Raw genomic sequence first — 25,548 nt, 5'->3', positions numbered from 1 at the left:
CCAACCAGGTAGCCCGCACCTGGACGCGCATATCCTTTCCGCCGGTCTTCCATTCCAAAGTGACCAAGCCACCTATGCCCGAGCACAGAAACGAAAACCGAGTGAAGGCGCGGCACTGATCACACGCAGCAAGGCCATCGAGCCGGTAAGTGTCTGCCGTCATCATGCTGACCTCGCCTCGCTGATTCCGAGACCGCAGAATGCGAGTGCAACTGGCACAATCAATTTGCAGATGGTCCAGGCGGGTGCCATCGGAAAACCGAATGGGCAACACTTTGTCCATGGGCTTTTCGGATTTCCACTGGGCTAACGCCTTCAACATTTCTACGTCATGCACTACTGCTCTCCAAACTGTGCACTCTGTTCCACCCGTCATTGACCGCCTGAAGATAGACCAGCACCCAACCGGGCGCACGTCGCGCTCCTCTCTCCCATTGCCCGATCGCTGCGTAAGCTCGATCCAGTTCTACTGCAAGTTGATGCTGGGTCCACTTCAGGATCTGCGTGCGGATGCGACGAATGTCGCCGGCCGTAATCTCCACCGAAGTGCAAACGACCTGCCGCGATAGTAAGGCGCCAGCTAGCGTTAGCATCGCGGCTGGCGCCTCTCCACGCTCCCACTTGGCGATTTGGGCGCTGGAAACTAGCAGGACCTGGGCAAGCTGTAACTGGGTCAGTCCAGCACCTCGGCGCAACTGAGCCAGTGGGCCCTCGCTTGCAGCAGTGAAGACAATCGCGTGTTCTTTGGCCATATCATCGCGGTAGCACCGAGCCGCCCTCATGGCACGTTGAGAGCCGCCATAGGCTTGGTCCCGAAAATGGCGATCGGCTACGTACCGACGGCCTTTCATCAGGCGGACTCGCCAACCTGCATCCGAGGGGTTGGCCTTCCGTTGATCCCGGGTGATGCCTTGCATATCAGGATCGATACCGCGTCGTGTGCCACGGGCTTGCATCGAAGTCATTCCAGACGACGAACTTACTGGGAGATCAGAAGCCATAGTTCGTCCAGAGGAGTCAATCCGAGTCGACATCGGTAGCGCTGCCAGAAAACTCGATATCCTGGTCCTCAGCTGCATAAACAATCCCGCCTCCCAGCAAGAGCGAAGTCATCCCCAGATCCGGTAGCGTCAGTTTTGATGCGTCATCGGCATTTGCCCCTTTTGGCTGCACCTTGGCCGGCATTGGGATGACAGCAGCACGGATTGGGGATGGCTCCAGAGATGTCAATGCGTCTCGTGGGCGTGATTGTGGCTTCGGCCGGGGCAGCGGATTACTGCGCATAGGCATCAGCAATGGCTCGTTACCCTCATCGGCCTCTGGTAGTGCTGCTGTCATCGACCTTTCAAGAAGGTCGAACACTTCATCAGAGCGGGCCATCATTTTGCGAAAGGCAGAGTCAGAAAGATCCTGATGCCGGCGCAAATTACCCATGGCGCGAACCGTATCAGTTCCAAGTGCATCGAGAGCGTGCCGAAGCTCCATCCGCGTTGCATGTGTCAAAAAGTTGCATTTGTATAACGTGCCATCGGCTTGCTCAATTCTCAGCGAGAGCTTCTCCATTGCTCTCAACTGCCTTTGCACTCGTTGCTCCTGAGATTTGGAAAAGCTCCGAACACGTCGGACCCAGAAATATCCCCCTGCCACAAGAGCGATAGCCATGCCCGACGCTAAAACCGGGGATGCGCCTGATTGAAAATTCTCCGGAAACAGACTGAAACCGTACGATGTCGACGCCAATAGAGGCGCAGAGAGTGCCCCTGTTACCACTGCCACGAGCATTGGTTTATGGATCATGTTCGCTCCAACGCCATACCTAATTATTGATATTTGTGTTTCGATACATAACGCGTAGGCGTACGTTAGGCTTATTACACCCTGTCACACCATTCTTGTCACGCTGAAACAACAGAAGGGCACGAGTGCAGGAAAAAAATTACTGTTGTGCACGTTGAAATTTGAGGCAGCATCCGGAAGGTGGGAGTCGTAGAACTACGTTGCTAGGATCCTGTAATCTGCACGCCGGCATGCGCATCGTTTTGCGGGGAAAGAAAAAGGCGCGGTCCAAACCGGGGTTTCAGACCGCGCCTACGAAGCCTGGCATTGCTTCAACTGGAACCTACAGAACAGTCATGGAACTCTGATCAGCCAAGACTCCCGTGAGATCCTACATCTGGTCCAACTTGAAGGACCCAGCTTTGGCGCCGGCGATAACGTCTGACTTCAAATTATTGAGCACCGTTTCGGAATCCTGAGTAACACCGTGTCCACGAATGCCGCCGGTAGGAACCCAGTAGGGCTTTCCAGTCCCAGACTCAATAACTTTGCGGTGAAGGGTCACCGAATAGCTGTACAGACGCTGGCCAGGCATGTAATCGCCAGTCTCAAAGATAGCGAATACCTGGTAGTCGCTGCCGAGCTGGGAAACCTTCGTGGGAAGGTTTGGAACGATCGCGTCCTTTATTTGGACTTGTGGAATATGGGGTTGTACGCCGGAATCCCAGAAATTTCCGTCAGCCCAGCTCCAGTCCCGCCACGAGCGCATCCAGGTCGATGAACTTGCCGTCAGTCTGGAAGGTGTAATGCCCGTTCAGCAGGATGTGCCGCCAGGCCGCTGGCGACATCTGCGTGATCAACGCCAGCGCCTTGGCATTGCCAGCTGCCTCGTACTTCGTCAGCAGCAGGGACAGGATCGCCGAGTTGTAGAAGATGATCGCGTTGCCGATCAGCCTGGCGCACTGGTTGCTGATCTCGATTTCGATGTCGGTGCGGCCGGTCAATTCCTTCTTCCCACCGACTTGGGCGATGGTCGAGCGTAGCTGGTGATAGGGGAGCCCGCAGAATTCGGAAAAAATCGTACGCTAAGGTTTTCCGGGCAATCGTAGCGGCCTGAACTTCCCGATCTCCAGCCTGCGGCTCTGCCGCCAGACGTAATCGCCAGTCAGGTTGATGTGCTCCCAGCCCAGCGGCAATAGGTATTGCAGCAGCTCGCCGCCCACCGACTTGCCAGCCTCGACCAGCCCCAAGTGATGCACTCCAGATACATCGTGTTCCATAGCACGATGGCCGTCACCAAGTTTGGGCTTCTGGCTCTGTAGCGCTGCGGCTCGAAGTTCCGATCCTGATTTTGCCTAAAACTGGACACTAGCTATTGTCTTTGAACAACGTCGATACGGTACGGGCAACATGGTCTGCACCGTCACTGATTTCACGCATAATAGTTGTTACAGTTGCGATCTGATCGTTGTTTTCTTCGGCGCTTCTAGCGATGCTGTTCATATCTATATTCAGTTGCTGAGTAAGCTTTCCGTTAGCAGTTACCACATTCTGGATTTCCACGGTGGCACTGCTAGTTCGAGCTGCCAACTGACGAACCTCGTCGGCTACTACAGCAAAGCCTCGGCCCATTTCACCCGCTCGGGCAGCTTCAATTGCGGCGTTAAGTGCTAGTAAGTTAGTTTGTTCTGCCACGCCTTGGATGATGGTAACAATTTTCTCGATATCTTTAGCCTGAGCATTTAGCTGTGTAATCGAAATAACCGCACCGTTTATTAAATTAAATGTACCCTGAGATAGTTCAATTGAACTAGCAAGGGACTCCATGCCCCGCACGGAAATTTGAGATGTCTCCTCGGCGGTGGTGAAGGAAAGCTCTGCGGCCTGACGGATTTCATCAGCCTTATGCTTCTGCGAGCTGACGTCGGTGGCAAATTTTAACACTTTCACAACCTGGCCGGCTTCATCAATGACGGGGTTGTAGGTGGCCTCAAGATAGATGGTCTCTCCCGATGCGGTCTTGCGCTCAAATTGCCCGCTTAAAAAAGTTCCTCCCTTTAAACTCTGCCAAAAATTTGGATTTTCTTGATAAAAATTATCGAAACAGAACATTCGGTGGTGTCGACCCTTGATATCGCTGAGGCGATAACCCATAGCACGGAGGAAATTCTCATTTGCATGCAGGATGTCACCGTTAGGTGTGAACTCGATCTCCGCCATCGAGCGGGAGATGGCTGCATGGACGGCTCTTAGTGAGAGTAACTCGTTTTCTCTCTGAGTGACATCTGAGCCAATCTTAATGATTTCAATAACTTTTCCATCTTGATTTTGAACTGGAATATAAGTAGCCTCAATCAATACTAAGTTACCGTCTTTGCGCAGCCGCCTAAATAAACCTGATTGAAGATGGCCGTCAGCCAATTTCTGCCAGAAGCGCGAATAATCAGCTGTGTTAGCATAATTCTTTTCGCAGAAAATTCTGTGGTGCTGCCCTGCTATTTCTTCGAGTTTGTAACCAAGCATCTCTAGAAAGATATTGCTCGCATAGATTACGCTCCCGTCTGGCCTGAATCTGATTTCCGCGACATTTCGACTTATTGAATCAAGCTGCCGCTGTAGTTCTGAGAGCTTATTTTCTGTGTCCAGCAGTTGTTTGTTTTTATTGAAAAACATAATCATTACCTTTGTGCAAATAAAATAATACTTGGGGCCCAATTTATACTGTATCGGTTAGCGCAACCGCTTCTTGAGAGCATAGCTCTTTATAGTTGGAAAATTAGCGATTTGCAGCCATGTGTCATATTGAGCTATGCCTCAACCTGGCGTCAGTGTCGTTTTCAGAAGACGACCGCACCATCTGACTGGATGTAACGCCTGGTGTGCATACGGCTCCTGACAGCCCAATATCAGGAGTCGTCTGCACCAATCTCGACTATGCTCAATACTCGTGTGCACCAAAGCGAGGTTTGGGCATGACATCAGACACTCCACCGATTGCCGCGCAAGGCGTGGCCACCCTGCCCGACGAGGCATGGGCGCAAGCCCGGCACCGGACGGAAATCATCGGGCCACTGGCAGCGCTTGAGGTGGTCGGGCATGAAGCCGCCGATGAGGCAGCCCAAGCGCTGGGCCTGTCCCGGCGACAGGTATATGTCCTGATCCGTCGCGCCCGGCAGGGTACTGGCCTGGTAACAGACCTGACGCCCGGCCGATCCGGCGGCGGCAAAGGCAAGGGGCGCTTGCCGGAACCGGTCGAGCGCATCATCCGCGAGCTGCTGCAAAAGCGCTTCCTGACCAAGCAGAAACGCAGCCTGGCGGCGTTCCACCGCGAAGTCGCGCAGGCGTGCAAAACCCAGAAGCTGCCGGTGCCGGCGCGCAACACCGTGGCCCAGCGGATTGCCGGACTACACCCGGCGAAAATAGCCCGCAGCCGGGGCGGGCAGGACGCTGCCCGTCCCTTGCAAGGCGCGGGTGGCATTCCGCCCGAAGTCACCATGCCGCTGGAACAGGTGCAGATCGACCACACCGTCATCGACCTGATCGTGGTCGACGAGCGCGACCGGCAACCGATTGGCCGCCCATATTTGACCCTCGCCATCGACGTGTTCACGCGCTGCGTACTCGGCCTGGTGGTCACGCTGGAAGCGCCGTCCGCCGTCTCGGTCGGCCTATGCCTCGCGCATGCCGCCTGCGACAAGCGGCCCTGGCTGGAAGGGCTGAATGTGGAAATGGACTGGCCGATGAGCGGCAAGCCCAGGCTGCTCTATCTGGACAACGCGGCCGAGTTCAAAAGCGAAGCGCTGCGCCGTGGCTGCGAACAGCATGGCATCCGGCTGGACTATCGCCCACCAGGCCAGCCGCACTACGGCGGCATCGTGGAACGGATCATCGGCACGGCGATGCAGATGATCCACGACGAATTACCGGGGACGACCTTCTCCAATCCCGGCCAGCGCGGCGAGTACGATTCCGAGAAGATGGCCACCCTGACGCTGCGCGAGCTGGAGCGCTGGCTCGCGTTGGCGGTAGGCACCTATCACGGCTCCGTGCACAACGGCCTGCTCCAGCCGCCGGCCGCGCGCTGGGCCGAGGCCGTGGAGCGCGTTGGCGTCCCGGCCGTCGTTACCCGCCCCACCGCGTTTTTGGTCGATTTCCTGCCGGTGATCCGCCGCACCCTGACCCGCACCGGCTTTGTCATCGACCACATCCACTACTACGCCGACGCCCTCAAGCCGTGGATTGCCCGGCGCGAGCGCTTGCCCGCCTTCCTGATCCGGCGCGATCCGCGCGACATCAGCCGCATCTGGGTACTGGAACCGGAAGGTCAGCACTATCTGGAGATCCACTACCGCACCTTGTCCCATCCGGCCGTCACCCTCTGGGAACAACGCCAGGCGCTGGCCAAATTGCGTCAGCTCGGGCGCGAGCAGGTGGACGAGTCGGCGCTGTTCCGCATGATCGGGCAGATGCGCGAGATCGTGACCACCGCCCAGAAGGCCACGCGCAAGGCGCGGCGCGACGCTGATCGCCGCCAGCACCTCAAGACGTCGGAGCCACCGGCCAAGCCCATACCGCCGGATGTGGACATGGCTGACCCGCAGGCAGACAACCTGCCGCCGGCCAAACCGTTCGATCAGATCGAGGAGTGGTAGCCGTGGACGAATATCCCGTCATTGACCTGTCCCACCTGCTGCCAGCGGCACAGGGTTTGGCCAGGCTGCCGGCAGACGAGCGCATCCAGCGCATTCGCGCCGACCGCTGGATCGGCTACCCGCGCGCGGTCGAGGCGCTGAACCGGCTGGAAACTCTGTATGCGTGGCCGAACAAGCAACGCATGCCAAACCTGCTGCTGGTCGGCCCCACCAACAACGGCAAGTCGATGATCGTCGAGAAATTCCGGCGGGCGCACCCGGTCGGCACCGACGCTGACCAAGAACATATCCCGGTGCTGGTCGTGCAGATGCCGTCAGAGCCATCGGTGATCCGCTTCTATGTCGCGCTGCTGGCTGCGATGGGCGCGCCGCTGCGCCCGCGCCCACGGCTGCCGGAAATGGAGCAACTGGCGCTGGCCCTGCTGCGCAAGGTCGGCGTGCGCATGCTGGTGATCGACGAACTGCACAATGTACTGGCTGGCAACAGCGTTAACCGGCGCGAGTTCCTCAACCTGCTGCGCTTCCTCGGCAACGAGCTGCGTATCCCCCTGGTCGGGGTCGGCACGCGCGAGGCGTACCTGGCCATCCGTTCGGACGATCAGTTGGAAAACCGCTTCGAGCCGATGCTGCTGCCGCCGTGGGAGGCCAATGAGGACTGCTGCTCGCTGCTGGCCAGCTTCGCGGCGTCACTCCCGCTACGGCGGCCATCCCCGATTGCCACGCTGGACATGGCCCGCTACCTGCTCACCCGGAGCGAAGGCACCATCGGCGAGCTTGCACATCTGCTGGTGGCGGCGGCCGTCGCCGCCGTGGAGAGTGGCGAGGAAGCGATCAACCACCGCACGCTCAGCATGGCCGACTACATCGGCCCCAGTGAGCGGCGGCGACAGTTCGAGCGGGAACTGATGTGAAGTCCGCGCCGCGCTGGCCGCTGCATCCGGCACCCAAGGAAGGCGAAGCCCTGTCCTCATGGCTCAACCGGGTCGCCGCCTGCTACCAGATGGACGTGCACGAGCTGCTGGCCCACGATCTTGGTCACAGCCAACTTGATGACCTGGATACCGCACCATCCTTGTCGTTGCTGACGGCGCTCTGCCAGCGCAGTGGCGTCGAGCTGGAGCGGTTGCGCAGCATGAGTCTTGCAGGCTGGGTGCCGTGGCTGCTCGACAGTCTCGACGATTCGGTACCAGCAGCCTTGGAAACCTATACATTCCAATGCGCGGTGCTCCTGCCCAAGCGCACCCGCAAGGTGCGGTCCATCACTCGCTGGCGTGCCTGGCTACCGAGCCAGACGATTCGCCGGGCGTGTCCGCAGTGTCTGAACGATCCAACGAATCAAGCTGTGCTACTCGTCTGGCAGCTCCCCTTGATGCTGAGCTGCCCGCAGCATGGCTGCTGGCTGGAGTCCTACTGGGGCATGCACGGCCGGTATCTTCAGTGGGAAATCGCCGATGCTGCGCCGCGCCCTGCCGATGACGCAATCGCCTGCATGGACCGGCGCACCTGGCAGGCGCTGACGACGGGTTTTGTGGAGCTGCCGCGTCGGCGTGTCCACGCCGGCTTGTGGTTCCGGCTGCTGCGCACCCTGCTTGATGAGCTGAACACGCCGCTCTCGCACTGCGGCAGTTGCTCGGCGAGCATCCGCCATGTCTGGGAGCGCTGCGGCCATCCGCTGCGCGCCGGGCAGAGTCTGTGGCGTCCCTACGAGATTCTGGCCCCGGCGGTGCAGTGGCAGATGCTGGAGGCGGCGGCCACCGCCATCACGCTGATCGAGTCAAAGGCGCTGATCCCGCGCGGGGAACAGGCCGCGCTGTTTCAGACGGAGCCGCACACTGGTTTCACCAACGGCCTGCCGGCGAAGGTGCCGAAGCCGGAACCCATCAACCACTGGCAACGAGCAGCCCAGGCCATCGATGAGGCCATCATTGAAGCGCGACACAACCCGGAGACGGCCCGCTTGCTGTTCACACTGGCGTCCTACGGGCGACGCGACCCCGAATCCCTGGAACGTTTGCGCGCCACGTTCACCAAGGAGGGCATCCCGCCGGAGTTTTTGTCACATTACGAGCCTGAATGGCCGTTTGCAGGTCTTAGACTAAATGACGGGTTAAGTGACAGTTTTTGACGGCGAGAACTTTCTGGCTCACACTGTCACATAATCGAACGTATATGTGACAGGTACGACATGCTGATAGGCTACATGCGGGTATCGAAGGCGGACGGCTCCCAGGCTACCGATTTGCAGCGCGACGCGCTGATTGCCGCCGGGGTGTTGCCGCTGACCGAAAACTGACCCAGTAGAGGCTGTTCTGCCGACTGAAAACTGACCCAGGTGTTCAACTGCTTCTGCTCAATTTTTGAGCAGGAGAACACAGGGTGATCAGTATGGAAATGATGGGCAAAATTCGCCGGATGTATTTCCGCGACAAGCTGTCGCTGCATGAGATAGCCAAGCGCACCGGGTTGGCGCGCAACACGATTCGCAAGTGGGTCAGAGCACCTGAGGCCAAGCCGCCGGTCTACCAACGCCGCGCGATCTTCAACAAACTCAGCCCTTTTCACGCCACGCTGGAGCAGGCGCTAAAAGCCGATTCGCTGCGGCCCAAGCAACAGCGGCGCAGTGCCAAGGCGCTGTTGGCGCAAATCAAAGCCGAAGGTTATGACGGTGGCTACAGCCAGCTCACCGCGTTTATCCGTGCCTGGCGAGGGGGACAGGGCAAGGCGTCGCAGGCCTTTGTGCCGCTGACCTTTGCTCTTGGCGAGGCGTTTCAGTTTGACTGGAGCGAGGAAGGCTTGCTGGTCGGCGGCATTTACCGGCGTATGCAGGTGGCACATCTGAAGCTGTGTGCCAGCCGTGCGTTCTGGCTTGTGGCGTATCCGAGCCAGGGCCATGAGATGTTATTTGACGCCCATACACGCTCGTTCGGCTCCTTGGGCGGCGTGCCGCGCCGGGGCATCTACGACAACATGAAGACCGCCGTCGACAAGGTCAATAAGGGCAAAGGCCGGGCGGTGAATGCGCGCTTTGCGGTGATGTGCGCGCATTACCTGTTCGATCCGGACTTCTGCAACGTCGCCGCTGGTTGGGAAAAGGGCATCGTTGAAAAGAACGTGCAAGACAGCCGCAGGCGTATCTGGCTAGACGCCCAGGACTGCCAGTTTCACTCCTTCGAGGAACTCAATGCCTGGCTGGGCCAGCGCTGCCGCGCGCTTTGGAACGAGCTGACGCACCCTCAATACAGCGGGCTGAGTGTGGCCGAAGTGCTGGAGTTGGAGCGCGCTGAACTGATGCCTGTGCCAGCGCCATTCGACGGTTACGTCGAGCGGCCTGCGCGGGTCTCCAGCACCTGCCTGGTCAGCGTCGGGCGCAACCGCTACTCGGTGCCGTGTGAGTATGCGGGTAAGTGGGTCAGCAGCCGTTTGTATCCGACGCGAATCGAGGTGGTGGCTGACGACGCGCTGATCGCCAGCCATGTCCGCTTGCTGGATCGCGACCAGGTCAGCTATGACTGGCAGCACTACCTCCCGCTGATCGAACGCAAGCCCGGTGCGCTGCGCAACGGCGCGCCCTTTGCTGATCTGCCGGCGCCGCTGCGTCAGCTTAAGCACGGTCTGGGGCGTCATGCCGGCGGTGACCGGATCATGGCGCAAGTTCTGGCTGCCGTACCGGTCGCCGGGCTCGATGCGGTGCTGGTGGCTGTTGAGCTGGTACTGGAAAGCGGCAGCCTGAGCGCCGAACACATCCTCAATGTCGTGGCGCGCCTGGCCGCGACCGAACCACCACCCAGCGTCGAAACCCACTTGTCGCTCAAGGAAGCCCCCGTCGCTAACACGGCGCGCTACGACCGCCTGCGTGGCCAGACCGAGGAGATCGGTCATGCGTGATTTGATGGCGGAACTCAAGGAGCTGCGCCTGCACGGCATGGCCACGGCCTGGGCGGAGTTGACTGCGCAGGGTGAGTCGAACACAGCCTCGTCCAAGTGGCTGCTCGAACACCTGCTGGAACAAGAGCACACAGATCGCGCCATGCGCTCGGTGAGCCACCAGATGAACATGGCCAAGCTGCCGATGCACCGCGACCTGGCCGGCTTCGACTTCAGCGCCTCCAGCGCAGACGCTCGTTTGATCAGCGAACTGGCCAGTCTGGCCTTTACCGACACCGCGCAGAACGTGGTGCTGATCGGTGGGCCTGGCACCGGTAAAACCCACCTGGCCACTGCGCTGGCCGTGTCCGGCATCACCCGGCACGGCAAGCGCGTGCGCTTCTACTCCACGGTCGATCTGGTCAATCTGCTGGAGCGCGAAAAGCACGACGGCAAAGCCGGGCGGATCGCCCAAGCTCTGCTGCGCATGGATCTGGTCATCCTCGACGAACTGGGTTATCTGCCCTTCAGCCAGGCCGGCGGTGCGTTGCTGTTTCACCTGCTATCCAAGCTGTACGAACACACCAGCGTGGTGATCACCACCAACCTGAGCTTCGCCGAATGGTCGAGCGTGTTCGGCGACGCCAAGATGACCACCGCCCTGCTGGATCGGCTGACCCACCACTGCCACATCGTCGAAACCGGTAACGAGTCCTATCGCCTGCAACACAGTAGCTTGGCGGCCCAGGCCAAGATCAAATCACGGGAGCGAAAGCGTAAGGGCGGCCAGGAACCGGAGGACGATGAGCCGTTCTGATTTCATGGCGACGACGGCCTGCTACATGGCTGCGTGTGGCAGGTCTTAAACAACTGAACTGGGCTAGCGAAGGAGTGGGGGCAACAGCAGCTGCGCTGGTAGACTTATCCACAGTTGCTGGTAACAAAATCAGCAATCCGCCCTGGGTCAAATTTCAATCGGCAGGGTGGGTCAATTTTCCATCAGCGCCAACACACTAAGCAACCATCAGAAAATTTTGACTGTACGCCAAAAAATTCGCATCTACCAGCATCTAAACAGGCGTTGCAGGGCAATCGCATGAACGCCTGCCGATTTGAATGAGTCCTTTCCCAGCGGGCATCCTGAGCGCCTCTCTACTCAGGATGCCCTGCAATGTCGCATCACATACCAATCTCCGATGTTCTGGTCGCCATCAATGATCCCCGTCAGCAGGGCAAGATTCGTCACGACCTGGTCGAAACACTGGTCGTGGCTATCTGCGGCGTGCTTGCCGGCGCTGACACCTTCATCGAAATCGAACTCTGGGCTGAGCAGCGGCTGGACTGGTTCCGCCGTATTCTGAAACTACCCCACGGCATTCCCTCACACGACACCTTTGGACGGCTATTCAGCCTGATCGATCCAGAGGAGTTCGAGCAGGCCTTCCGCTGTTGGGTTGCGGCGATCCTACCGGCCCTTTCTCCGCAAGTGGTTGCCCTAGACGGCAAGACCAGTCGCCGCTCCGGCAAGAAAAACACGGCCCCGTTGCACCTGGTCAGCGCTTTTGCGGCTGATTCAGGGCTGATTCTCGGGCAGAGGGCGACCTCCCAGAAGTCCAACGAGAAGACCGCCATTCCTGAGCTGCTGGCCACACTGGCGCTTGAGGGCTGCACCGTGACGATCGATGCCATGGGTACCCAGCCGGACATTGCACAGGCCATTCTCGATCGCGGGGCGCACTATCTGCTGGCCATCAAGGGAAACCAGCCGAAGCTGGCCGAAGCGATCGATGACTTCGCTGACACCTTTTTGGACGGCGATCCTGCCCGGGTACCCCATGCGCACTTCGAGCATGTCGAGAAGGACCATGGCCGGCTGGAGGTTCGTCGCTGCCATGTTTTCGACCAACTCCAGTGCCTGCCACAGCCAGAACGCTGGCCAGGACTGCGCACTTTCGTGATGCTGGAGTCCGAGCGGACTGTGGGCAACCAGACCAGCCTGGAGCGCCGTTACTACATCAGCAGTCTTGCTCCGGATGCAGAGCGCATCGCACATGCCATCAGGGCGCACTGGGGCGTGGAGAACCGCGTCCACTGGTGCATGGATGTCATTTTTGGTGACGATCAGATGCGGATCCGAACCGGGCATGCTGCCCACAACATGGCCGTTCTCAAGCAACTTACATTGAATTTGATCCGGTTGGATCCGGTCAAGCGCAAGGGTGGCATCAAGGCACGAAGGCTGATTGCTGCAACCTCTGATGATTATCGGGCTGAACTATTAGGTCTCAGGTGAGCTTCATGCGATTGCCTTGACAGGCGTTGTTGATTATCATAAAACACTGACACTGTATTATATAATCGTGCTTTTGTGTTATTTTTTTAATATTTACTGATTACGTACTTGCTTAACCACTCAGTTGCGCTAGAACTAATAGACGCGAAATTTAAATCTCTAATTTTCCAACACTTAGTAAAACCTCGTTTGCCATCCCACTACCATTGTAGGAGCAAATCAGGAGACATAAAAAATTAGCGGTAGCGTGCCTGGCCCTCTAGATAAGTATTGGAGACTGTAATGAAGTTTGAAAAGTCACAGACAGCAATCGACCACCTGACTCCCGAGCAACACCGAATTACCCAGGAGGCGGGCACCGAAAGGCCCTTCACGGGCGAGTACAACGACAACAAGGAGCCTGGCATCTACGTCGACATAGTGTCGGGAGAGCCACTGTTCGCTTCGACGGACAAGTTCGATTCGGGTACTGGCTGGCCCAGCTTCACCAAGCCGATCGTTTCGGCAAACGTGAACGAGGTGCGGGACAGCGCACACGGCATGGTCCGGACGGAGGTCAGGTCAGTACACGCAGACAGTCATCTCGGCCATGTGTTCCCCGATGGTCCTTCCGACCGCGGCGGTCTGCGGTACTGCATCAACTCAGCGTCCCTTCGCTTCATCCCGCGCGACGAGATGGAGTCCGAGGGATACGGTGAATATCTCGATCAAGTAGAGGAGGCTTAACATGCATCAGCGCGCTGTTCTCGCAGGAGGATGTTTCTGGGGCATGCAGGATCTGATCCGCAAGCGGCCCGGCATCATCTCGACCCGTGTGGGTTACACGGGCGGCGATATTCCGAACGCCACGTATCGTAATCACGGCACGCATGCCGAGGGGATCGAGATTGTCTTCGACCCGACAGTGACGAGCTACCGGAACATCCTGGAATTCTTCTTCCAGATCCACGATCCGACGACGCTGAACCGCCAGGGCAATGATCGTGGGCTCTCCTACCGGTCGGGCATCTATTATGTCGACGAGGAGCAGAAGCGCGTCGCCGAGGATACGATCGCCGATGTGGATGCCTCGGGGCTGTGGGATGGCAAAGTGGTGACCGAGGTCCAGCCGGTCGGCGAGTTCTGGGAGGCCGAGCCCGATCACCAGGATTATCTGGAGAAGCGCCCGGGCGGCTACACCTGCCACTTCGTCCGTCCCGGCTGGGTGCTTCCGAAGCGCCAAAAGGTTGACGACGTACAGCCAGCGGCCGGGACCGCGGCGGAATAGGCTTCACTGCCGTTGCCACTGCGCCGATCCGGTCCGCAATCTTCGTGACCGCGTCGTTCAGCGACGCGGTCATCGAACCCTACTTCAGAGTGACGGCTCGTTCCAGTCAGTCGCCATCGCAACACCAGGATCGCAGATTTATGCCAGACCTCTCGTCCTTTCCGATCACGCAGCGCTGGCCGGCATCTCATCCCGATCGCCTGCAACTCTACGCAGCCCCTACGCCCAATGGCGTCAAGGTCTCGATCATGCTTGAGGAGACTGGCCTGGCGTACGAGCCCCACCTGATCGACATCTCGAACAACGAGTCGAAGGATCCGGCGTTCGTGTCGCTGAACCCGAACGGACGCATACCGGCGATCATCGATCCGGCTGGCCCTGACGGTAGACCCATCGCCTTATGGGAATCCGGTGCGATCCTCCTCTATCTGGCCGACAAGACGGGTCAGTTCATCTCCACCGAACCAGGCCAGCGTTACGAGACCCTAGCGTGGGTGTTCTTTCAGATGTCGGCCATCGGGCCGATGTTCGGTCAGCTCGGCTTCTTCCTGCGATTTGGCGGCAAGGACTATGAGGACAAGCGGCCGCAACAGCGCTTTATCGACGAATCCACGCGTCTGCTGGGGATTCTGGATCGCCGGCTGGAAGGCCGCGACTGGATCGTCGACGACTATTCGATCGCGGACATCGCGACGCTCGGCTGGGTGAATGCGCTGGTGGAATTCTACGCTGCGGGTGACATCCTTGGCCTCAGCAGCTTTTCGAACGTCCGCGCATGGCTTGGACGCGGGCTGGCTCGACCGGCCGTCCAGCGTGGCCTCCACATTCCCGCGAGGCCAGCATGAGCATCATCGCCGCCTATTATTACAACGAAGGCAAGCGAGTTCGCGAAATCGCGCTCGATGAGCACGTCAAGTTGGGCGAGAGTCGCTCGGGCTTCTGCTGGATCGCGCTTAGCGAACCCACCCCCGAGGAACTACTCGCGATCCAAAGGACATATAATCTTCATCCGTTGGCGATCGACAACGCGATGCACCCGCTGTGCCCGCCCAAGCTCGAGGTCTACAACGATGAGTTGTACGTCGTCGCGCAGACCGCCGAGCTGGTCGGCGACCGGATCAGCTACGGCAAGATGGCGATCTTCACCGGTCACAATCACCTTATCACCGTGCGGCACGGCAATGCCGGAGCGCTGGGCAAACTTCGGGAGCAACTCGAGGCATCGCCGACGCAGTTCGGCAAGGGTGTCGACTATGTGCTGCACGCGATCTTGCATCGCGTGGTCGACCAGTATCTGCCCATCTTCGAAATGATCGAGGACGACGTCCTGGCGATGGAGCGACGGTCGCTGCACGATTTCCTCGGGCCAGAAGAGGTGGCGCGAATCTTCGAACTAAGGTCCGAACTCACGCGGTTCCAGCGCACGCTCGGGGCTATGGCCGAGCTGGTGCGAAAGCTCGTTCGCGGCCACTTTCCCTGCATCAGCGCCGAAATGACACCATATTTCCACGACGTCGCGGACCATGTCCACCGCGTGCAGTCCATGGTCGACGGCCTCCTGCTTGTCCTGTCCACGGTCTTTGAGGCCAGCAGCCTTCTTGAAGCGCAAAGGACGGGGGTGATCACCCGCCAGCTGGCGGCTTGGGCGGCAATACTGGCAGTCCCGACGGCGATCGCTGGAATATACGGCATGAACTTTAAGCACATGCCGGAGCTGGACACGGCCTACGGATACTTTGTCGTGCTCGGAGTGATAGCGATATCGTGCGTTTTCCTATTTGTGCGCTTCAAGAAGGCTAAGTGGCTGTGAATACTGCCCATCGTTTTCTTCGCCGTCATCTGACGGTTACAGCGGGCCTTATACGGAAGCTTGTCCAATCCAACTCAAGATGAAGGTGCGTCCATGACATAGCAGCTGACCGACGCTCTACAAGCAGTTCAGTCCTTCATCGCCAAGGGCTAAGACCGCGAATAGCGCGTCAAGGACAGCAATCTCGTCGATCTCGAGCCAGGATCAACCATCGGTCCGTGCGGCATCTGCGTCGACGCGGCGTTTCGCCTCGGAAGCGGTGATGATGGCGATAACGCCTCCACCCTCTACGCGATCACCGATCCGGCGACCGAGCATAAGGGCCTGTTGATCGACGTGTTCGATGAAATCTGCTACCGCGACCCAGTTCAAGAGTCGGGACCTCAATGTAGAAGAAGTTGACTAACGAGCATTCGCGTCATCCGATCAAGCAAGCTGGAGACATTTATGAAAGCCATTGGTTACAAGGTTCCGGGACCCATCGCCGCGGATGCCGCGCTGGTCGACATCAATCTGCCTCGGCCTGTCGCTGCAGGATACGATATCCTGGTTGAGGTGAAGGCCGTCTCGGTCAACCCGGTCGACTACAAGGTCCGCAACAGCACGCCGCCGGCAGATGGCGATTGGAAGGTGCTGGGATGGGATGCCGCCGGGATTGTGCGCGAGGTCGGCCCCGACGTCACGCAGTTCGAGTTAGGCGACGAGGTCTATTATGCCGGATCGATCACACGGCCCGGTACCAATGCGGAGTTCCATCTCGTCGACGCCCGGATTGTCGGTCACAAACCTGCGTCGCTCTCCTGGGCGGAAGCGGCGGCGCTGCCGCTGACGACGTTGACGGCCTGGGAGGCGATGTTCGACCGCCTGGACGTGGCGAAGCCCGTACCCGGTGCGGCGGAGGCGATCCTCATCATCGGTGGCGCGGGCGGGGTTGGGTCGATCGCCGTCCAGATCGCGCGACAGCGCACGGACCTCACCGTCATCGCCACAGCCTCTCGACCGGAAACCCAAGAGTGGGTAAGAGGGCTTGGAGCTCACCACGTCATCGACCATTCTCGTCCGCTCGCGCCACAGATCGCCGAACTCGGCATCGGTGCTCCCGCTTTCGTCTTTTCGACCACACATACCGAGCAACATGTCGCCGACATCGCCGAACTGATCGCCCCACAAGGACGGTTCGGACTGATCGACGATCCCAAGGCATTCGATATCATGGTTTTCAAGCGCAAGGCGGTGTCGATCCACCACGAGCTGATGTTCACGCGGTCGATCTACGGCACGCCCGACATGAATGAGCAGGGCGAGATTCTGGATGCGATGGCAGCGCTGGTTGACGACGGCAAAATCCGCACGACGCTGACCCGGCGACTGTCGCCGATCAATGCCGCCAATCTGAAGACGGTGCATGCACTGATCGAAAGTGGCGCGGCTAAAGGCAAGATCGTCCTCGAAGGCTTCTAACGACCGCGATCGCCAAACATCTTGTCCAACCTCAAAAAGCCGAACGGGTTATGCCCCAGCGATGAGAATCCCATGACCAAATCTATTGCCACCGCCTCGATCAACCGCGAAACCGCAGTCGCCCTCATCGACGCGGCGCTCGCTGCGGCCCGTGCCATCGGCATCCCGGCTGCCGTCGCCGTCGTCGACGCCACCGGTAACCTGCGCGCGTTCGAGCGCACCGACGATGCGCCGTTCCTTACCGTCGATGTTGCCATCGACAAGGCCTGGAGTTCCGCCTCGTTTGGGTTCCCGACCCATGTCTGGAACGACTATGTGACCAACGATCCAAAAGTGGCGCCGCTAGCCTATCGCCCTCGGATGGTCGCTGTCGGCGGCGGTTATCCGATTCTGGAGGATGGGAAGTTGATCGGCGGCATAGGCATCTCCGGAGGCAACTATCAGCAGGATCAGGATGCGTGCGTCGAGGCACTCATGAAAATCGGGTTCCAGTTGCCAGCCTGACGACTGTGAGGCCATCACCGGTGGTAATGGCCAACAGATCCAACCTTTGAGAGGCCTAATGATGGAAGCGTTCGTCGTCTTTACGCGGGAAGAAACCAGCGACCCACATGCACTCGCAACCTATTCTGCAGGCGTCGGACCATCGTTCGATGGTCACGACGTTACCTTTCTCGCCGCTTATGGCGCGATCCAGCATTTGGAGGGGCCGCCCATCGAAGGGGCCGTAATCTTGCGTTTCCCGACGATGCAGGCCGCTCGCGACTGGTATGACAGTCCCGCCTACCAAACCATCGCTGCTCAACGCTTTGCCGGTTCCCGTTACCGCGCCTTTATCATTGAAGGGCGGCGGTGACATACCGACAGAAGCACTTCGGCGCTGACCACGAGGTATCGGCGTGTGAACTCGCATCTTGGGAATCTGTGGGGGGGACCAAGACAGCGGCGCTAGGGGCTCATATCGTCGATCGGATCAGAGAGTTGCTCGGCGAGAATGGGTTATCTATTGCCGAGCTGACGGAGCGGAGCCGCCCTCTCCCAACGGATTGATTCAATCGTTGACGCTCCTCCTATCCGGATCCGGGTTTTCGCACGCTGATCAACAGAGTTACAGCGCGCAACGCCTGTAGTGGGCATCAGGGGATGGGTGGCAATCAGGATGATTGCCCACCTTCCAACGATTAACCTTGCTCAAGTTGCTTCACTAGTCGCTCCGCGTCGAGATGGAAGTCCGAGAAAACAATGCTACCGCCAGCGTCGATAACCGTAAACCACGGAGTTCCTCGTGTGCGGTAGTCTTCCATGAAGGTTGGAAACGGCGAGCCGGTCGGTTGCTCGTCGTGACCGAAAACGATAGGAAGCTCATACTTGAGCTGGTTCACGCGCAACTTCTCGAAGGTATTCTCATGCGTTCCTTCGAAGACGGTCTGGATCACTGCGAACCCCACGTCTTTTGAGCTCAACGCTGCATGCAACTTTTGTAGCGTCGGAAACCCATGCAAATGGCAACCTTGGCACCAATGCTGGAAGGCAAACAAGATTTTCGGGCCGGGCCCGATATCTGACAGTTTGAACGGCGCGATACTTTCCCCATCTTTGCCAATCCATTTTTGCACCCGCAGCTCAGGCGCTTGTCGTTCGATCTCGTTCATCTGATCCTCCAACCCCGATACAGAAGCTTAGTGGATGATCGCGCGTCGCGACGGTGCGCGAACGTCCGACCTTATTTTCCCTATTTCCTGAAGCCAGAATAGATCAGATCGACATTTCGTCCTTAATATACTCAAGCTGCCGGCGAGCGCGAACTGGGCAACCATGCGCTGGTGAGCCTTGAGCTTTGCACGCTGCCCATCCGTTTGAGAGCGAACCTGCAACTTCCGCTCCGCATACCGCAGATCAGCGTACGCAGCCTTGGGGTTATCTACCCTATAGCCATTGGGTATTGGGAATCATGCTGGCCTGACGCTATGTTCGATACGCGATTTTTTACGATGATAGAGCATCTGTATCTGATTTTTAGTCGATTGGCTTATTCGGCGGATGTGCGGGCAAATGCTTTACGCAGAGTACTGAAATGAAGGCCGGCTTCGGTCTGCCGTATCGAGCAAGAGGGGTCACTATGGTCACCAGAGGTTTCACCGGTCGCGGTTCAGGCGACCAGTCCGATCGGATTCCGCCAGGTCAGCATCTGGTGGAGGATTTCCCTGTTCTGTCGGCCGGCCCTACGCCGAGGGTAGAGCCCTCCGACTGGAAATTCACAGTCAAAATTGGTCCGAAGCCCGTCAAAACGTGGAATTGGGGCGAATTCAACACTCTACCAAAGACCCAGGTGACAAAGGATATTCACTGCGTCACCTCTTGGTCCAAACTGGATACCGTTTGGGAGGGTGTACTCATTGAAGACATCCTTGCAGATGCAGAGCTTGATCGGCCTACCGATTTCGTCTTGGCGCACTGCTACGATAATTATTCGACAAACGTCCCTCTGACGGATCTGCTTTCCGGGAAAGCGATGGTCGCCCTCAGTTATGCGGGCAAGCCACTTTCCCGCGATCATGGGGGGCCGGCGCGTCTTCTAGTGCCGCACCTTTACTTCTGGAAATCCGCCAAATGGGTGAATGCGCTGCAATTCACGACGCGTGACGAGGCCGGCTTTTGGGAGCTGCACGGCTATCACATCTACGGCGATCCGTGGCGCGAACAACGATACACCCATGACTGAAAACGAAGCGCAAGTCCGTTCGTGGCAATCATGCGTGATCGACGACATCATCCAGCAAACACCGAGTATCAAGAGCTTCTTCCTTCGGTTGAGCAAGCCGTTCGCGCACACCGCAGGTCAGCACGTCGATATCCGGCTGACCGCGCCCGACGGCTACAGTGCAATGCGCAGCTACTCGATCGCGTCATCGGCAGTTTCGACCCCGATCGTCGAGATAGCTATCGAGCGCATGCCGGATGCCGAAGTTTCGCCGTTTTTTCACGACATCGCGGCGATTGGTGACGAAATCGAAGTTCGCGGTCCGCTCGGTGGCCATTTCCTTTGGCCTGAGCCTGCCATAGATCCGGTTCTGTTGATCGGGGGAGGCTCCGGCCTCGTGCCGTTGATGGCAATGATCCGGCAGCGCCGCGCATTGGCCCAAGCCGTTCCGACAGCGTTGCTCCTGTCCGCACGAACCGCCGAGGACGTTCTCTTCTCAGAAGAACTTCATTGCATCGAAATCAGCGATCCGGCGTTCGTCCTGGCGCTCGCGATTACGCGCGAGAAACCGGTTCGCGCATCGGACTTTGCGCGACGGATCGACGGCATGATGGTCCAAGAAATTCTAACCAGGCTTCAGGGAAAGCCGACGCAAGTGTTCGTCTGCGGGTCTAACGGATTCGTCAACATCGCAACCGATAGCGCGCTGCTGGCGGGCTTGGACGCCTCCATCATCAAGACGGAGCGCTACGGGGGCTAGCGGCGCGAGCTATCTCACGTCGCGCCGATCGTAGACGTGCGCCCTGGGAAGCTTTGGCGATCAACGTGAACCGTTTTGCCGAACACAGTCTTCGTACCCCCCGGCCTCTAGAACGCCTTCGCTCGCGATACCTGGCTCGACATCAAGCTCAATTTGAAAGTTCCTGCACTATCCGTCGTCCTGATATGCTCGACCAGCATGATGGGCGATTCGAGCGGGACCGCTTCCGTCCCAATCGAGGCTCGGTTACCTTAGAGCATCGGCTCGGCGCTACAGGAGGCGCGTGCGGCCTCTGCCTGGCGGTGAAAGCACTTTGGGCCATGTCGCCTGGATAGCGGCCAATCGTCAGCATCTGCTCCGATGTCGGCCAAGGTGCAGTCGCCATCTTTGAACGCCGCGAATTGGAGATCAACGCCATGACAGCGATCCGCGTGCAACTGCCGGAGATGCAATATGACAACTGATGTATTGCTGTACACCACGAATTGGTGCCCGTTCTGCCGCCGAGCGAAGGCGCTCCTCAAGGAAAAGGGCGTGCGATGGAAGGAGCTCGATATTGAGGCGGATCCGGCTCACCGGCAGGCCATGGCGGAAGCGTCGGGGCGAAGCTCCGTGCCGCAGATCTTCATCAATGGCACCCTTATCGGTGGCTCCGATGAGCTATTCGCGCTCGATGTCAGAGGCGAGCTCGACAAACTTCTCGGGCGCAACCCGCCTGCCACCTGAGGAGGTGCGGCTTGGGGCAGCCAGCCCGCGAGCCTTCGCCGGTTGATGAATACAAAAGGAGAGTCCGTTGGTCTCAGCCATCTGGAAAGACACTACTATCGCCACAAGCGACGAAACAGTCATCGTCGAGGGAAATCACTACTTCCCACCGTCAGGAGTCGACCTGAGCCTGCTTGAGATGAGCCCGCACACATCTGTCTGTCCGATCAAAGGCGCCGCGCGCTTCTTTCATGTTCGCGCGGGTGACGCGCTCAACGTGAACGCCGCTTGGACCTATCCCGCCCCCACTCCGGATGCCGAGGGTATCCGGGATTACATCGCTTTCTGGAAAGGCGTGGACGTTGCCTAGCAGACTGGACGGACGACTTCGCTGATAGCCATGCGGGCGCCGACATCTCAATTATCCTGCCCACCCCGGGCCTCGTCGGCTGCAGGAATCTGCCCGGCACCTTAGCGCGACCCGGCACTGGCGGTCTCGCACCCGCCGCGCCTCTGTTCTATCAATAAGGATGGATGACATGGAGCATTCCGAGTTCGATGCCGCTTTCGCGAAGCTTGCGGAGGGATACAGAGAAGGGACTTATGAAGGCCGGCGTTTCAGCTTGATCGTCCGGCGATCTGGGGACGGACGTCGCAACAGTCTGTTCGCCAGGGAGTTGGACGGGACTGACATTGTCAGCTTCAACCTCTTCCGCGTTACATCAGATAGGACATTGTTGAAGCCGTGCGAAATGTCCGCCGAAAAGGTCGTAGCGTTCGTGCTGGAGTTCCGACCGGACACCTGACGGGCAGAAGAAGATCCCGGCCAACCGGCGCGCCTGCGACGGCCGGCTATCTAAGGCTGCGCAAGCCTATAGCCGCAGCTCATTGCACTTCGTCTGGCGAGGAATTCAACATCGATACGTCGCCATCCGCGGGGATATCGGTACAGGCGCCCGTGTAAGCCAGATTGAGAAATCCTAAGCGATGACTAACACCAATGACGCCACCCTTCCGACACATTCTATTCTTGAGGAATGCACAGCGATGGCTGTCGTCAACGCTCTGAAGATTATTCTGAAGAACAGCTACGCGATCTACCTTAAGACAAAAAATGCCACTCGGGCGCATCCCGCCCCTACTTCAGGGACTTTCACTTGCTTCTCGCTCTGTCACTCACAGCATCGGCACGCCCATGACGCATGGTATCCAGGCCTCATAATTTTCCCATATAACCTTCTTGTCTTTTGCGCACCCAGAAAGACTCGAGGCTTTAACTGGACAGATGAGCCCTCGAGGGTAGTGTTCACCTGATTGGCTTTCTCATATCTGATGTTGATTCGCACAGTGTGCCAACCAGGTGATAGTTTCAAAAAACCTGCGCTTCAGAGCGAATTAGACGATCTTCGATAAGAGCGATCCGCCTCAAAATCCAAAACATCTAACATTGTCCTAGAGCCATATTTGTACCTAGTACTATGGCGCTCCCATTAACACATTTGATGATGCACAGAAAACTTAGCTCATGATAGCTTTCAGCTAACAGCTATTCGGAAGCCCGAAAGGATTCAACCGTTTAAGCGTGAACCGTCGATTATAAATACTTTCGTAAGTTAGCTTTAAAGGACGCTTTTAGTCCTTGTAAATACGCATTACGACTCCACAGCTACCAAATCCATACGGCGCCAGCAACCATTAAAACACCCGACACTACTAAAACAATAGTAGAGGCGCGATTGCTGCCTTTCAAAGTATGACCAACACCCACATCCATAACTAGGTGTCGAATTCCGGCTACGAGATGATAAATAAATGAAGAGTATACCAACCAGAAACTAACTTTGCCGAAAGGTGAAGAAAAAATCTCCTTGACTTCATTAAAACCCTTTTCTGACTCCAACGATTTGCTCAGCATATACAGTATCAGTCCCAGAAAAATAAAGAGCATAATTCCTGAAATCCGGTGCAGAATCGATGTAAGCGCCGTGAGAGGAAGCTGAATGGTTCGAATATCAAGATTAACCGGCCGCTTTTTATTCATTTTGACTCCAGTCAACAATTCTAGTGGGGGATTTCAGTTTTCGATCTCATTCATCATAGCAGCTGTAACTAAGGCTGGCGGCGACAATAATGGAGATATTCGGGGCTTACGTTGCATTTTGAGGTCGCAAGTGCATGTGCGTAAATTGAAGCAAATTGCAAGGTTATGCCCAATAGGTAGCTAGCTTATTAATTTAACAAAAGTGACGTGTGTCGTTCTGCAGGGCATGCTGTTCCCCAACCCTGGAAAACCTATCCTCTTTAACACGTCAAAGTCGATTGATAGGCTTGCTGCAACAGCTATCTGCCCGGTTGAAGTCGAAGATCGATGTATCTGTAGGGTTTGGAAATAAATGCGGGCGCCCACCGCACTCACGGCTCAGTTACCATTCTTTGTGCATCGCGGCCGCGCGGCTAGTTGGTAGCTGTTCTAAGCCTAGTCAGTGCCGCCCTTCGCCCCAAGCCCCATAGTCAGATTTGAGAAATGACAGTAGGCGATGCCGCAACGCGCTTCATCGACCTATGTAAAACGACTCCTTTATCGAAATAGTGCACTCATCGCTCTCCACGGCGATCCCTTCATCGCGAATTGCACCGCCCAAGACGATCTGCACTGAAATCAATACTTTCTGATGCCTCTTGATTAGAGATGCCAGCCATAATCATCTCATCGCCAACGCATACGGCGTTCGGCAGCCAACACACTCTCACTCACTACTGGAAGCTCAGACATGAAAACCATAGGCATTGAAAACTCGAAGTCCAGCGTACAGGCCCACTTAACGCTTGGAACCAAAACTATGGGGCTAGGTATCTATGGCGCGTACTTGGCTCTCGCTATTATTTACTTCTGGTTCGGCGGCATGAAATTTACCCACTACGAGGCCGAGGGCCTGGTTCCACTGGTGAGCAACAGCCCGCTTTTGGGATGGGTGTATAGCATTTTTTCGGTCGACATGTTCTCCAGCCTGCTCGGCATACTAGAGATTTCGATCGGCACTCTGATCGCAGGCCGCATGCTGTCGCCCAAACTATCCGTGGTAGGAGGCGCTCTGTCTGCAGGCCTGTTCTTCACAACCCTTAGCTTTATGTTTTCCACTCCGGGCGTCATTGAGCCTAGTTTAGGGTTTCCGGCGATTTCCGTTGCGCCAGGTCAGTTTCTGCTTAAAGACTTAGGGTTGCTTGCTGTTTCGATATTTGTGGCAGGCCATTCGCTGGTTGAACTGGAAAAACGTAAAATTAATGCATAATTTTTTCAATGGCTTAAGGCAGTAATGCCTTAGGCCTTTTTGCCATCATTTTCCCCCGCCAGATCTTTCAACCAGTCACGAGGGCTCAACCCCGTCTTGCGTCTAAATGCGCGAGACAGCGCCGAAGGACTTTCGTAGCCGACTTGAGCTGCAATCAGCGTAATCGAGCGCCCTTCTCGCATCAGCTTCTGAGCCAGGCTAACTCGCCAACTCAACAAATAATCAGCAGGCGTCTGTCCGATGACACTCTTGAAATGCACGGCATACGCAGCGCGTGACATATTTGACTCACTGGCCAGCTCTGCTATTGACCAGGCATGTTCCGGGGAGTTGTGCATCTGTAAAAGCGATCGGGCAAGCCGCATGTCGGCCAGTCCAGCCATCATTCCGGTGCGCAACTGGTGATGATCGAGCAGGTAACGGAGCAACAGAATGATTAGGAGCTCAAATAAGCGCTCAAGCGCGGCTTCCCTTCCACAATGCACATTTGCCGCCTCGGCAAACATCCACTCCAACGTGTCTGCCAGCATGGGCAGATCATCGAGTGCGAGCACCAAACAGTCCGGTAATGAAGCCGACAAAGGATTATCAATTCCGCCCTCAAACTCCATGGAAGCACACAACAACTTTGCGCCATCGGACTCACCCGCAAACAATTGATGCTTGGCGGGGCGTGGCATAAAAATCAAGCTAGGGCGAGTGAGCTGCAAATCCTTGCGATCGGGACCAAGCAACGTCACGCTGCCGGCCTGAAGCAGATGGATATAACCTCGCCGCTCGGCGCCATCGTAAGATGCAGAGCCGCATAGGTCGCCGTCATAGAACAGATTGGCCCGCACGCCGAACCGCGAGAGCAAATTAGACAAACGATCCATTGGCCGATCCTTGACGAGTCAGAACGCACAGACCATACCATCTGCGTTGTCGTTCAGTGCCTGTAGCGAACATGCCGGCGTAAATCAGCCAACG

General features: G+C 57.5%; 26 protein-coding genes and 3 pseudogenes. 19 read left to right on the top strand and 10 right to left on the bottom strand.

The window, feature by feature from the left end; all coding sequences use genetic code 11:
* Positions 1 to 329: 329 nt before the first annotated feature.
* The 6 genes and pseudogenes from JFT66_RS21900 to JFT66_RS30285 form a co-directional block, all read right to left on the bottom strand.
* Complete coding sequence (locus tag JFT66_RS21900; protein ID WP_233097169.1) at positions 330 to 752, bottom strand: helix-turn-helix domain-containing protein; 423 nt, start codon at positions 750 to 752, stop codon at positions 330 to 332.
* Positions 753 to 1,017: 265 nt separating this feature from the next.
* A complete protein-coding gene (locus JFT66_RS21895; protein WP_198860124.1) occupies positions 1,018 to 1,797 on the bottom strand; it encodes a hypothetical protein in 780 nt (259 codons plus the stop codon).
* Between the two features lie 716 nt (positions 1,798 to 2,513).
* A pseudogene (locus JFT66_RS21890) lies at positions 2,514 to 2,828 on the bottom strand (Tn3 family transposase); the annotation flags it as partial.
* Positions 2,829 to 2,861: 33 nt separating this feature from the next.
* Positions 2,862 to 3,124, bottom strand: a pseudogene (locus JFT66_RS21885) (Tn3 family transposase); the annotation flags it as partial.
* A 20-nt stretch (positions 3,125 to 3,144) separates the two neighbouring features.
* On the bottom strand, positions 3,145 to 3,603 hold the full coding sequence (locus tag JFT66_RS30290; RefSeq protein WP_275941885.1) for a methyl-accepting chemotaxis protein: 459 nt from the start codon (positions 3,601 to 3,603) through the stop codon (positions 3,145 to 3,147).
* 87 nt (positions 3,604 to 3,690) lie between these two features.
* A pseudogene (locus tag JFT66_RS30285) lies at positions 3,691 to 4,449 on the bottom strand (PAS domain-containing protein); the annotation flags it as partial.
* 299 nt (positions 4,450 to 4,748) lie between these two features.
* Between JFT66_RS30285 and JFT66_RS21875 the strand changes: the two are divergent.
* The 10 genes from JFT66_RS21875 (at position 4,749) to JFT66_RS21825 (ending at position 15,662) form a co-directional block, all read left to right on the top strand.
* Positions 4,749 to 6,428 carry a Mu transposase C-terminal domain-containing protein gene (locus JFT66_RS21875; RefSeq protein ID WP_034011913.1) on the top strand — a complete coding sequence of 560 codons (1,680 nt, stop codon included), beginning with the start codon at positions 4,749 to 4,751 and terminating at the stop codon, positions 6,426 to 6,428.
* A gap of 2 nt (positions 6,429 to 6,430) precedes the next feature.
* Positions 6,431 to 7,339: a TniB family NTP-binding protein gene (locus JFT66_RS21870; protein WP_003465065.1), complete on the top strand. Its 909-nt coding sequence runs from the start codon at positions 6,431 to 6,433 to the stop codon at positions 7,337 to 7,339.
* Positions 7,336 to 8,553 carry a TniQ family protein gene (locus JFT66_RS21865; RefSeq protein ID WP_054471483.1) on the top strand — a complete coding sequence of 406 codons (1,218 nt, stop codon included), beginning with the start codon at positions 7,336 to 7,338 and terminating at the stop codon, positions 8,551 to 8,553. Before JFT66_RS21870 ends, JFT66_RS21865 begins: the two co-directional genes overlap by 4 nt.
* A gap of 260 nt (positions 8,554 to 8,813) precedes the next feature.
* Positions 8,814 to 10,313 carry an IS21-like element ISPst3 family transposase gene (gene istA, locus JFT66_RS21855; RefSeq protein ID WP_024012635.1) on the top strand — a complete coding sequence of 500 codons (1,500 nt, stop codon included), beginning with the start codon at positions 8,814 to 8,816 and terminating at the stop codon, positions 10,311 to 10,313.
* Positions 10,306 to 11,109, top strand: coding sequence for an IS21-like element ISPst3 family helper ATPase IstB (gene istB, locus JFT66_RS21850; RefSeq protein WP_010454871.1), 804 nt, complete (start codon positions 10,306 to 10,308; stop codon positions 11,107 to 11,109). The genes istA and istB overlap by 8 nt, the downstream gene beginning before the upstream one ends.
* Positions 11,110 to 11,463: 354 nt before the next feature.
* On the top strand, positions 11,464 to 12,585 hold the full coding sequence (locus JFT66_RS21845; RefSeq protein ID WP_010455375.1) for an ISAs1-like element ISPa60 family transposase: 1,122 nt from the start codon (positions 11,464 to 11,466) through the stop codon (positions 12,583 to 12,585).
* A 282-nt stretch (positions 12,586 to 12,867) separates the two neighbouring features.
* Positions 12,868 to 13,311, top strand: a complete 444-nt coding sequence (gene msrB, locus JFT66_RS21840) for a peptide-methionine (R)-S-oxide reductase MsrB (protein ID WP_003464965.1) — start codon at positions 12,868 to 12,870, stop codon at positions 13,309 to 13,311.
* Between the two features lies 1 nt (position 13,312).
* A complete protein-coding gene (gene msrA, locus JFT66_RS21835; RefSeq protein ID WP_003464967.1) occupies positions 13,313 to 13,852 on the top strand; it encodes a peptide-methionine (S)-S-oxide reductase MsrA in 540 nt (179 codons plus the stop codon).
* Between the two features lie 140 nt (positions 13,853 to 13,992).
* On the top strand, positions 13,993 to 14,697 hold the full coding sequence (locus JFT66_RS21830) for a glutathione S-transferase N-terminal domain-containing protein (protein ID WP_003464969.1): 705 nt from the start codon (positions 13,993 to 13,995) through the stop codon (positions 14,695 to 14,697).
* Positions 14,694 to 15,662: a magnesium and cobalt transport protein CorA gene (locus tag JFT66_RS21825; protein WP_003464971.1), complete on the top strand. Its 969-nt coding sequence runs from the start codon at positions 14,694 to 14,696 to the stop codon at positions 15,660 to 15,662. The genes JFT66_RS21830 and JFT66_RS21825 overlap by 4 nt, the downstream gene beginning before the upstream one ends.
* A 204-nt stretch (positions 15,663 to 15,866) precedes the next feature.
* Here JFT66_RS21825 and JFT66_RS21820 read toward each other — a convergent pair whose 3' ends face one another.
* Positions 15,867 to 16,034 carry a hypothetical protein gene (locus JFT66_RS21820; RefSeq protein WP_016487060.1) on the bottom strand — a complete coding sequence of 56 codons (168 nt, stop codon included), beginning with the start codon at positions 16,032 to 16,034 and terminating at the stop codon, positions 15,867 to 15,869.
* A 75-nt stretch (positions 16,035 to 16,109) separates the two neighbouring features.
* Here JFT66_RS21820 and JFT66_RS21815 point away from each other — a divergent pair, with 75 nt between their 5' ends.
* The 3 genes from JFT66_RS21815 to JFT66_RS21805 all read left to right on the top strand — a co-directional run bounded on the left by JFT66_RS21815 (position 16,110) and on the right by JFT66_RS21805 (position 17,979).
* Complete coding sequence (locus JFT66_RS21815) at positions 16,110 to 17,123, top strand: zinc-binding alcohol dehydrogenase family protein (protein ID WP_002118279.1); 1,014 nt, start codon at positions 16,110 to 16,112, stop codon at positions 17,121 to 17,123.
* 72 nt (positions 17,124 to 17,195) lie between these two features.
* Positions 17,196 to 17,627 carry a GlcG/HbpS family heme-binding protein gene (locus tag JFT66_RS21810; protein ID WP_005006001.1) on the top strand — a complete coding sequence of 144 codons (432 nt, stop codon included), beginning with the start codon at positions 17,196 to 17,198 and terminating at the stop codon, positions 17,625 to 17,627.
* Positions 17,628 to 17,688: 61 nt separating this feature from the next.
* On the top strand, positions 17,689 to 17,979 hold the full coding sequence (locus JFT66_RS21805) for a DUF1330 domain-containing protein (RefSeq protein WP_005005999.1): 291 nt from the start codon (positions 17,689 to 17,691) through the stop codon (positions 17,977 to 17,979).
* Between the two features lie 325 nt (positions 17,980 to 18,304).
* On the opposite strand, the gene JFT66_RS21800 is transcribed toward JFT66_RS21805, so the two are convergent.
* Entirely contained in the window at positions 18,305 to 18,775 is a 471-nt protein-coding gene (locus JFT66_RS21800; RefSeq protein WP_003464979.1) for a TlpA family protein disulfide reductase, read from the bottom strand.
* A gap of 422 nt (positions 18,776 to 19,197) precedes the next feature.
* On the opposite strand from JFT66_RS21800, the gene JFT66_RS21795 reads away from it, so the two are divergent.
* The 5 genes from JFT66_RS21795 to JFT66_RS21775 all read left to right on the top strand — a co-directional run bounded on the left by JFT66_RS21795 (position 19,198) and on the right by JFT66_RS21775 (position 22,095).
* The gene (locus JFT66_RS21795) at positions 19,198 to 19,845 is read left to right on the top strand and encodes a sulfite oxidase-like oxidoreductase (RefSeq protein WP_002118288.1); all 648 of its coding nucleotides are present in this window, start codon (positions 19,198 to 19,200) and stop codon (positions 19,843 to 19,845) included.
* A complete protein-coding gene (locus JFT66_RS21790) occupies positions 19,838 to 20,584 on the top strand; it encodes a ferredoxin reductase (protein WP_002118292.1) in 747 nt (248 codons plus the stop codon). The genes JFT66_RS21795 and JFT66_RS21790 overlap by 8 nt, the downstream gene beginning before the upstream one ends.
* A 453-nt stretch (positions 20,585 to 21,037) precedes the next feature.
* Positions 21,038 to 21,310: a glutaredoxin 3 gene (grxC, locus tag JFT66_RS21785; protein ID WP_005005995.1), complete on the top strand. Its 273-nt coding sequence runs from the start codon at positions 21,038 to 21,040 to the stop codon at positions 21,308 to 21,310.
* A 67-nt stretch (positions 21,311 to 21,377) separates the two neighbouring features.
* A complete protein-coding gene (locus JFT66_RS21780) occupies positions 21,378 to 21,659 on the top strand; it encodes a DUF427 domain-containing protein (protein WP_003464986.1) in 282 nt (93 codons plus the stop codon).
* A 169-nt stretch (positions 21,660 to 21,828) separates the two neighbouring features.
* Positions 21,829 to 22,095, top strand: a complete 267-nt coding sequence (locus tag JFT66_RS21775; protein WP_003464988.1) for a hypothetical protein — start codon at positions 21,829 to 21,831, stop codon at positions 22,093 to 22,095.
* Between the two features lie 860 nt (positions 22,096 to 22,955).
* Here JFT66_RS21775 and sdhC read toward each other — a convergent pair.
* Positions 22,956 to 23,330 (bottom strand): succinate dehydrogenase, cytochrome b556 subunit, encoded by a 375-nt coding sequence (gene sdhC / locus JFT66_RS21770; protein WP_005005993.1) that lies wholly within the window; start codon positions 23,328 to 23,330, stop codon positions 22,956 to 22,958.
* Positions 23,331 to 24,060: 730 nt separating this feature from the next.
* Here sdhC and JFT66_RS21765 point away from each other — a divergent pair.
* A complete protein-coding gene (locus tag JFT66_RS21765; RefSeq protein WP_003464991.1) occupies positions 24,061 to 24,579 on the top strand; it encodes a YkgB family protein in 519 nt (172 codons plus the stop codon).
* A 29-nt stretch (positions 24,580 to 24,608) separates the two neighbouring features.
* Here JFT66_RS21765 and JFT66_RS21760 read toward each other — a convergent pair whose 3' ends face one another.
* The gene (locus JFT66_RS21760) at positions 24,609 to 25,454 is read right to left on the bottom strand and encodes an AraC family transcriptional regulator (protein ID WP_003464995.1); all 846 of its coding nucleotides are present in this window, start codon (positions 25,452 to 25,454) and stop codon (positions 24,609 to 24,611) included.
* Between the last annotated feature and the right edge of the window lie 94 nt (positions 25,455 to 25,548).

Source organism: Pseudomonas sp. MF6755 (genome assembly GCF_016405635.1).
Taxonomy (GTDB): Bacteria; Pseudomonadota; Gammaproteobacteria; order Pseudomonadales; family Pseudomonadaceae; genus Aquipseudomonas; species Aquipseudomonas haemolytica.
This window is presented reverse-complemented; position numbering and strand designations above follow the sequence as displayed.

Excerpts from the sequence above, each read along its gene's own strand:
- JFT66_RS21875 (WP_034011913.1), top strand. The coding sequence starts at position 4,749 with ATGACATCAGACACTCCACCGATTGCCGCGCAAGGCGTGGCCACCCTG.
- msrA (WP_003464967.1), top strand. The coding sequence starts at position 13,313 with ATGCATCAGCGCGCTGTTCTCGCAGGAGGATGTTTCTGGGGCATGCAG.
- JFT66_RS21790 (WP_002118292.1), top strand. The coding sequence starts at position 19,838 with ATGACTGAAAACGAAGCGCAAGTCCGTTCGTGGCAATCATGCGTGATC.
- JFT66_RS21900 (WP_233097169.1), bottom strand. The coding sequence starts at position 752 with ATGGCCAAAGAACACGCGATTGTCTTCACTGCTGCAAGCGAGGGCCCA.
- msrB (WP_003464965.1), top strand. The coding sequence starts at position 12,868 with ATGAAGTTTGAAAAGTCACAGACAGCAATCGACCACCTGACTCCCGAG.
- JFT66_RS30290 (WP_275941885.1), bottom strand. The coding sequence starts at position 3,603 with ATGGAGTCCCTTGCTAGTTCAATTGAACTATCTCAGGGTACATTTAAT.
- JFT66_RS21895 (WP_198860124.1), bottom strand. The coding sequence starts at position 1,797 with ATGATCCATAAACCAATGCTCGTGGCAGTGGTAACAGGGGCACTCTCT.
- JFT66_RS21760 (WP_003464995.1), bottom strand. The coding sequence starts at position 25,454 with ATGGATCGTTTGTCTAATTTGCTCTCGCGGTTCGGCGTGCGGGCCAAT.
- istB (WP_010454871.1), top strand. The coding sequence starts at position 10,306 with ATGCGTGATTTGATGGCGGAACTCAAGGAGCTGCGCCTGCACGGCATG.
- JFT66_RS21830 (WP_003464969.1), top strand. The coding sequence starts at position 13,993 with ATGCCAGACCTCTCGTCCTTTCCGATCACGCAGCGCTGGCCGGCATCT.
- JFT66_RS21825 (WP_003464971.1), top strand. The coding sequence starts at position 14,694 with ATGAGCATCATCGCCGCCTATTATTACAACGAAGGCAAGCGAGTTCGC.
- JFT66_RS21805 (WP_005005999.1), top strand. The coding sequence starts at position 17,689 with ATGGAAGCGTTCGTCGTCTTTACGCGGGAAGAAACCAGCGACCCACAT.
- JFT66_RS21765 (WP_003464991.1), top strand. The coding sequence starts at position 24,061 with ATGAAAACCATAGGCATTGAAAACTCGAAGTCCAGCGTACAGGCCCAC.
- JFT66_RS21845 (WP_010455375.1), top strand. The coding sequence starts at position 11,464 with ATGTCGCATCACATACCAATCTCCGATGTTCTGGTCGCCATCAATGAT.
- JFT66_RS21775 (WP_003464988.1), top strand. The coding sequence starts at position 21,829 with ATGGAGCATTCCGAGTTCGATGCCGCTTTCGCGAAGCTTGCGGAGGGA.
- JFT66_RS21800 (WP_003464979.1), bottom strand. The coding sequence starts at position 18,775 with ATGAACGAGATCGAACGACAAGCGCCTGAGCTGCGGGTGCAAAAATGG.
- grxC (WP_005005995.1), top strand. The coding sequence starts at position 21,038 with ATGACAACTGATGTATTGCTGTACACCACGAATTGGTGCCCGTTCTGC.
- sdhC (WP_005005993.1), bottom strand. The coding sequence starts at position 23,330 with ATGAATAAAAAGCGGCCGGTTAATCTTGATATTCGAACCATTCAGCTT.
- istA (WP_024012635.1), top strand. The coding sequence starts at position 8,814 with ATGGAAATGATGGGCAAAATTCGCCGGATGTATTTCCGCGACAAGCTG.
- JFT66_RS21815 (WP_002118279.1), top strand. The coding sequence starts at position 16,110 with ATGAAAGCCATTGGTTACAAGGTTCCGGGACCCATCGCCGCGGATGCC.
- JFT66_RS21795 (WP_002118288.1), top strand. The coding sequence starts at position 19,198 with ATGAAGGCCGGCTTCGGTCTGCCGTATCGAGCAAGAGGGGTCACTATG.
- JFT66_RS21810 (WP_005006001.1), top strand. The coding sequence starts at position 17,196 with ATGACCAAATCTATTGCCACCGCCTCGATCAACCGCGAAACCGCAGTC.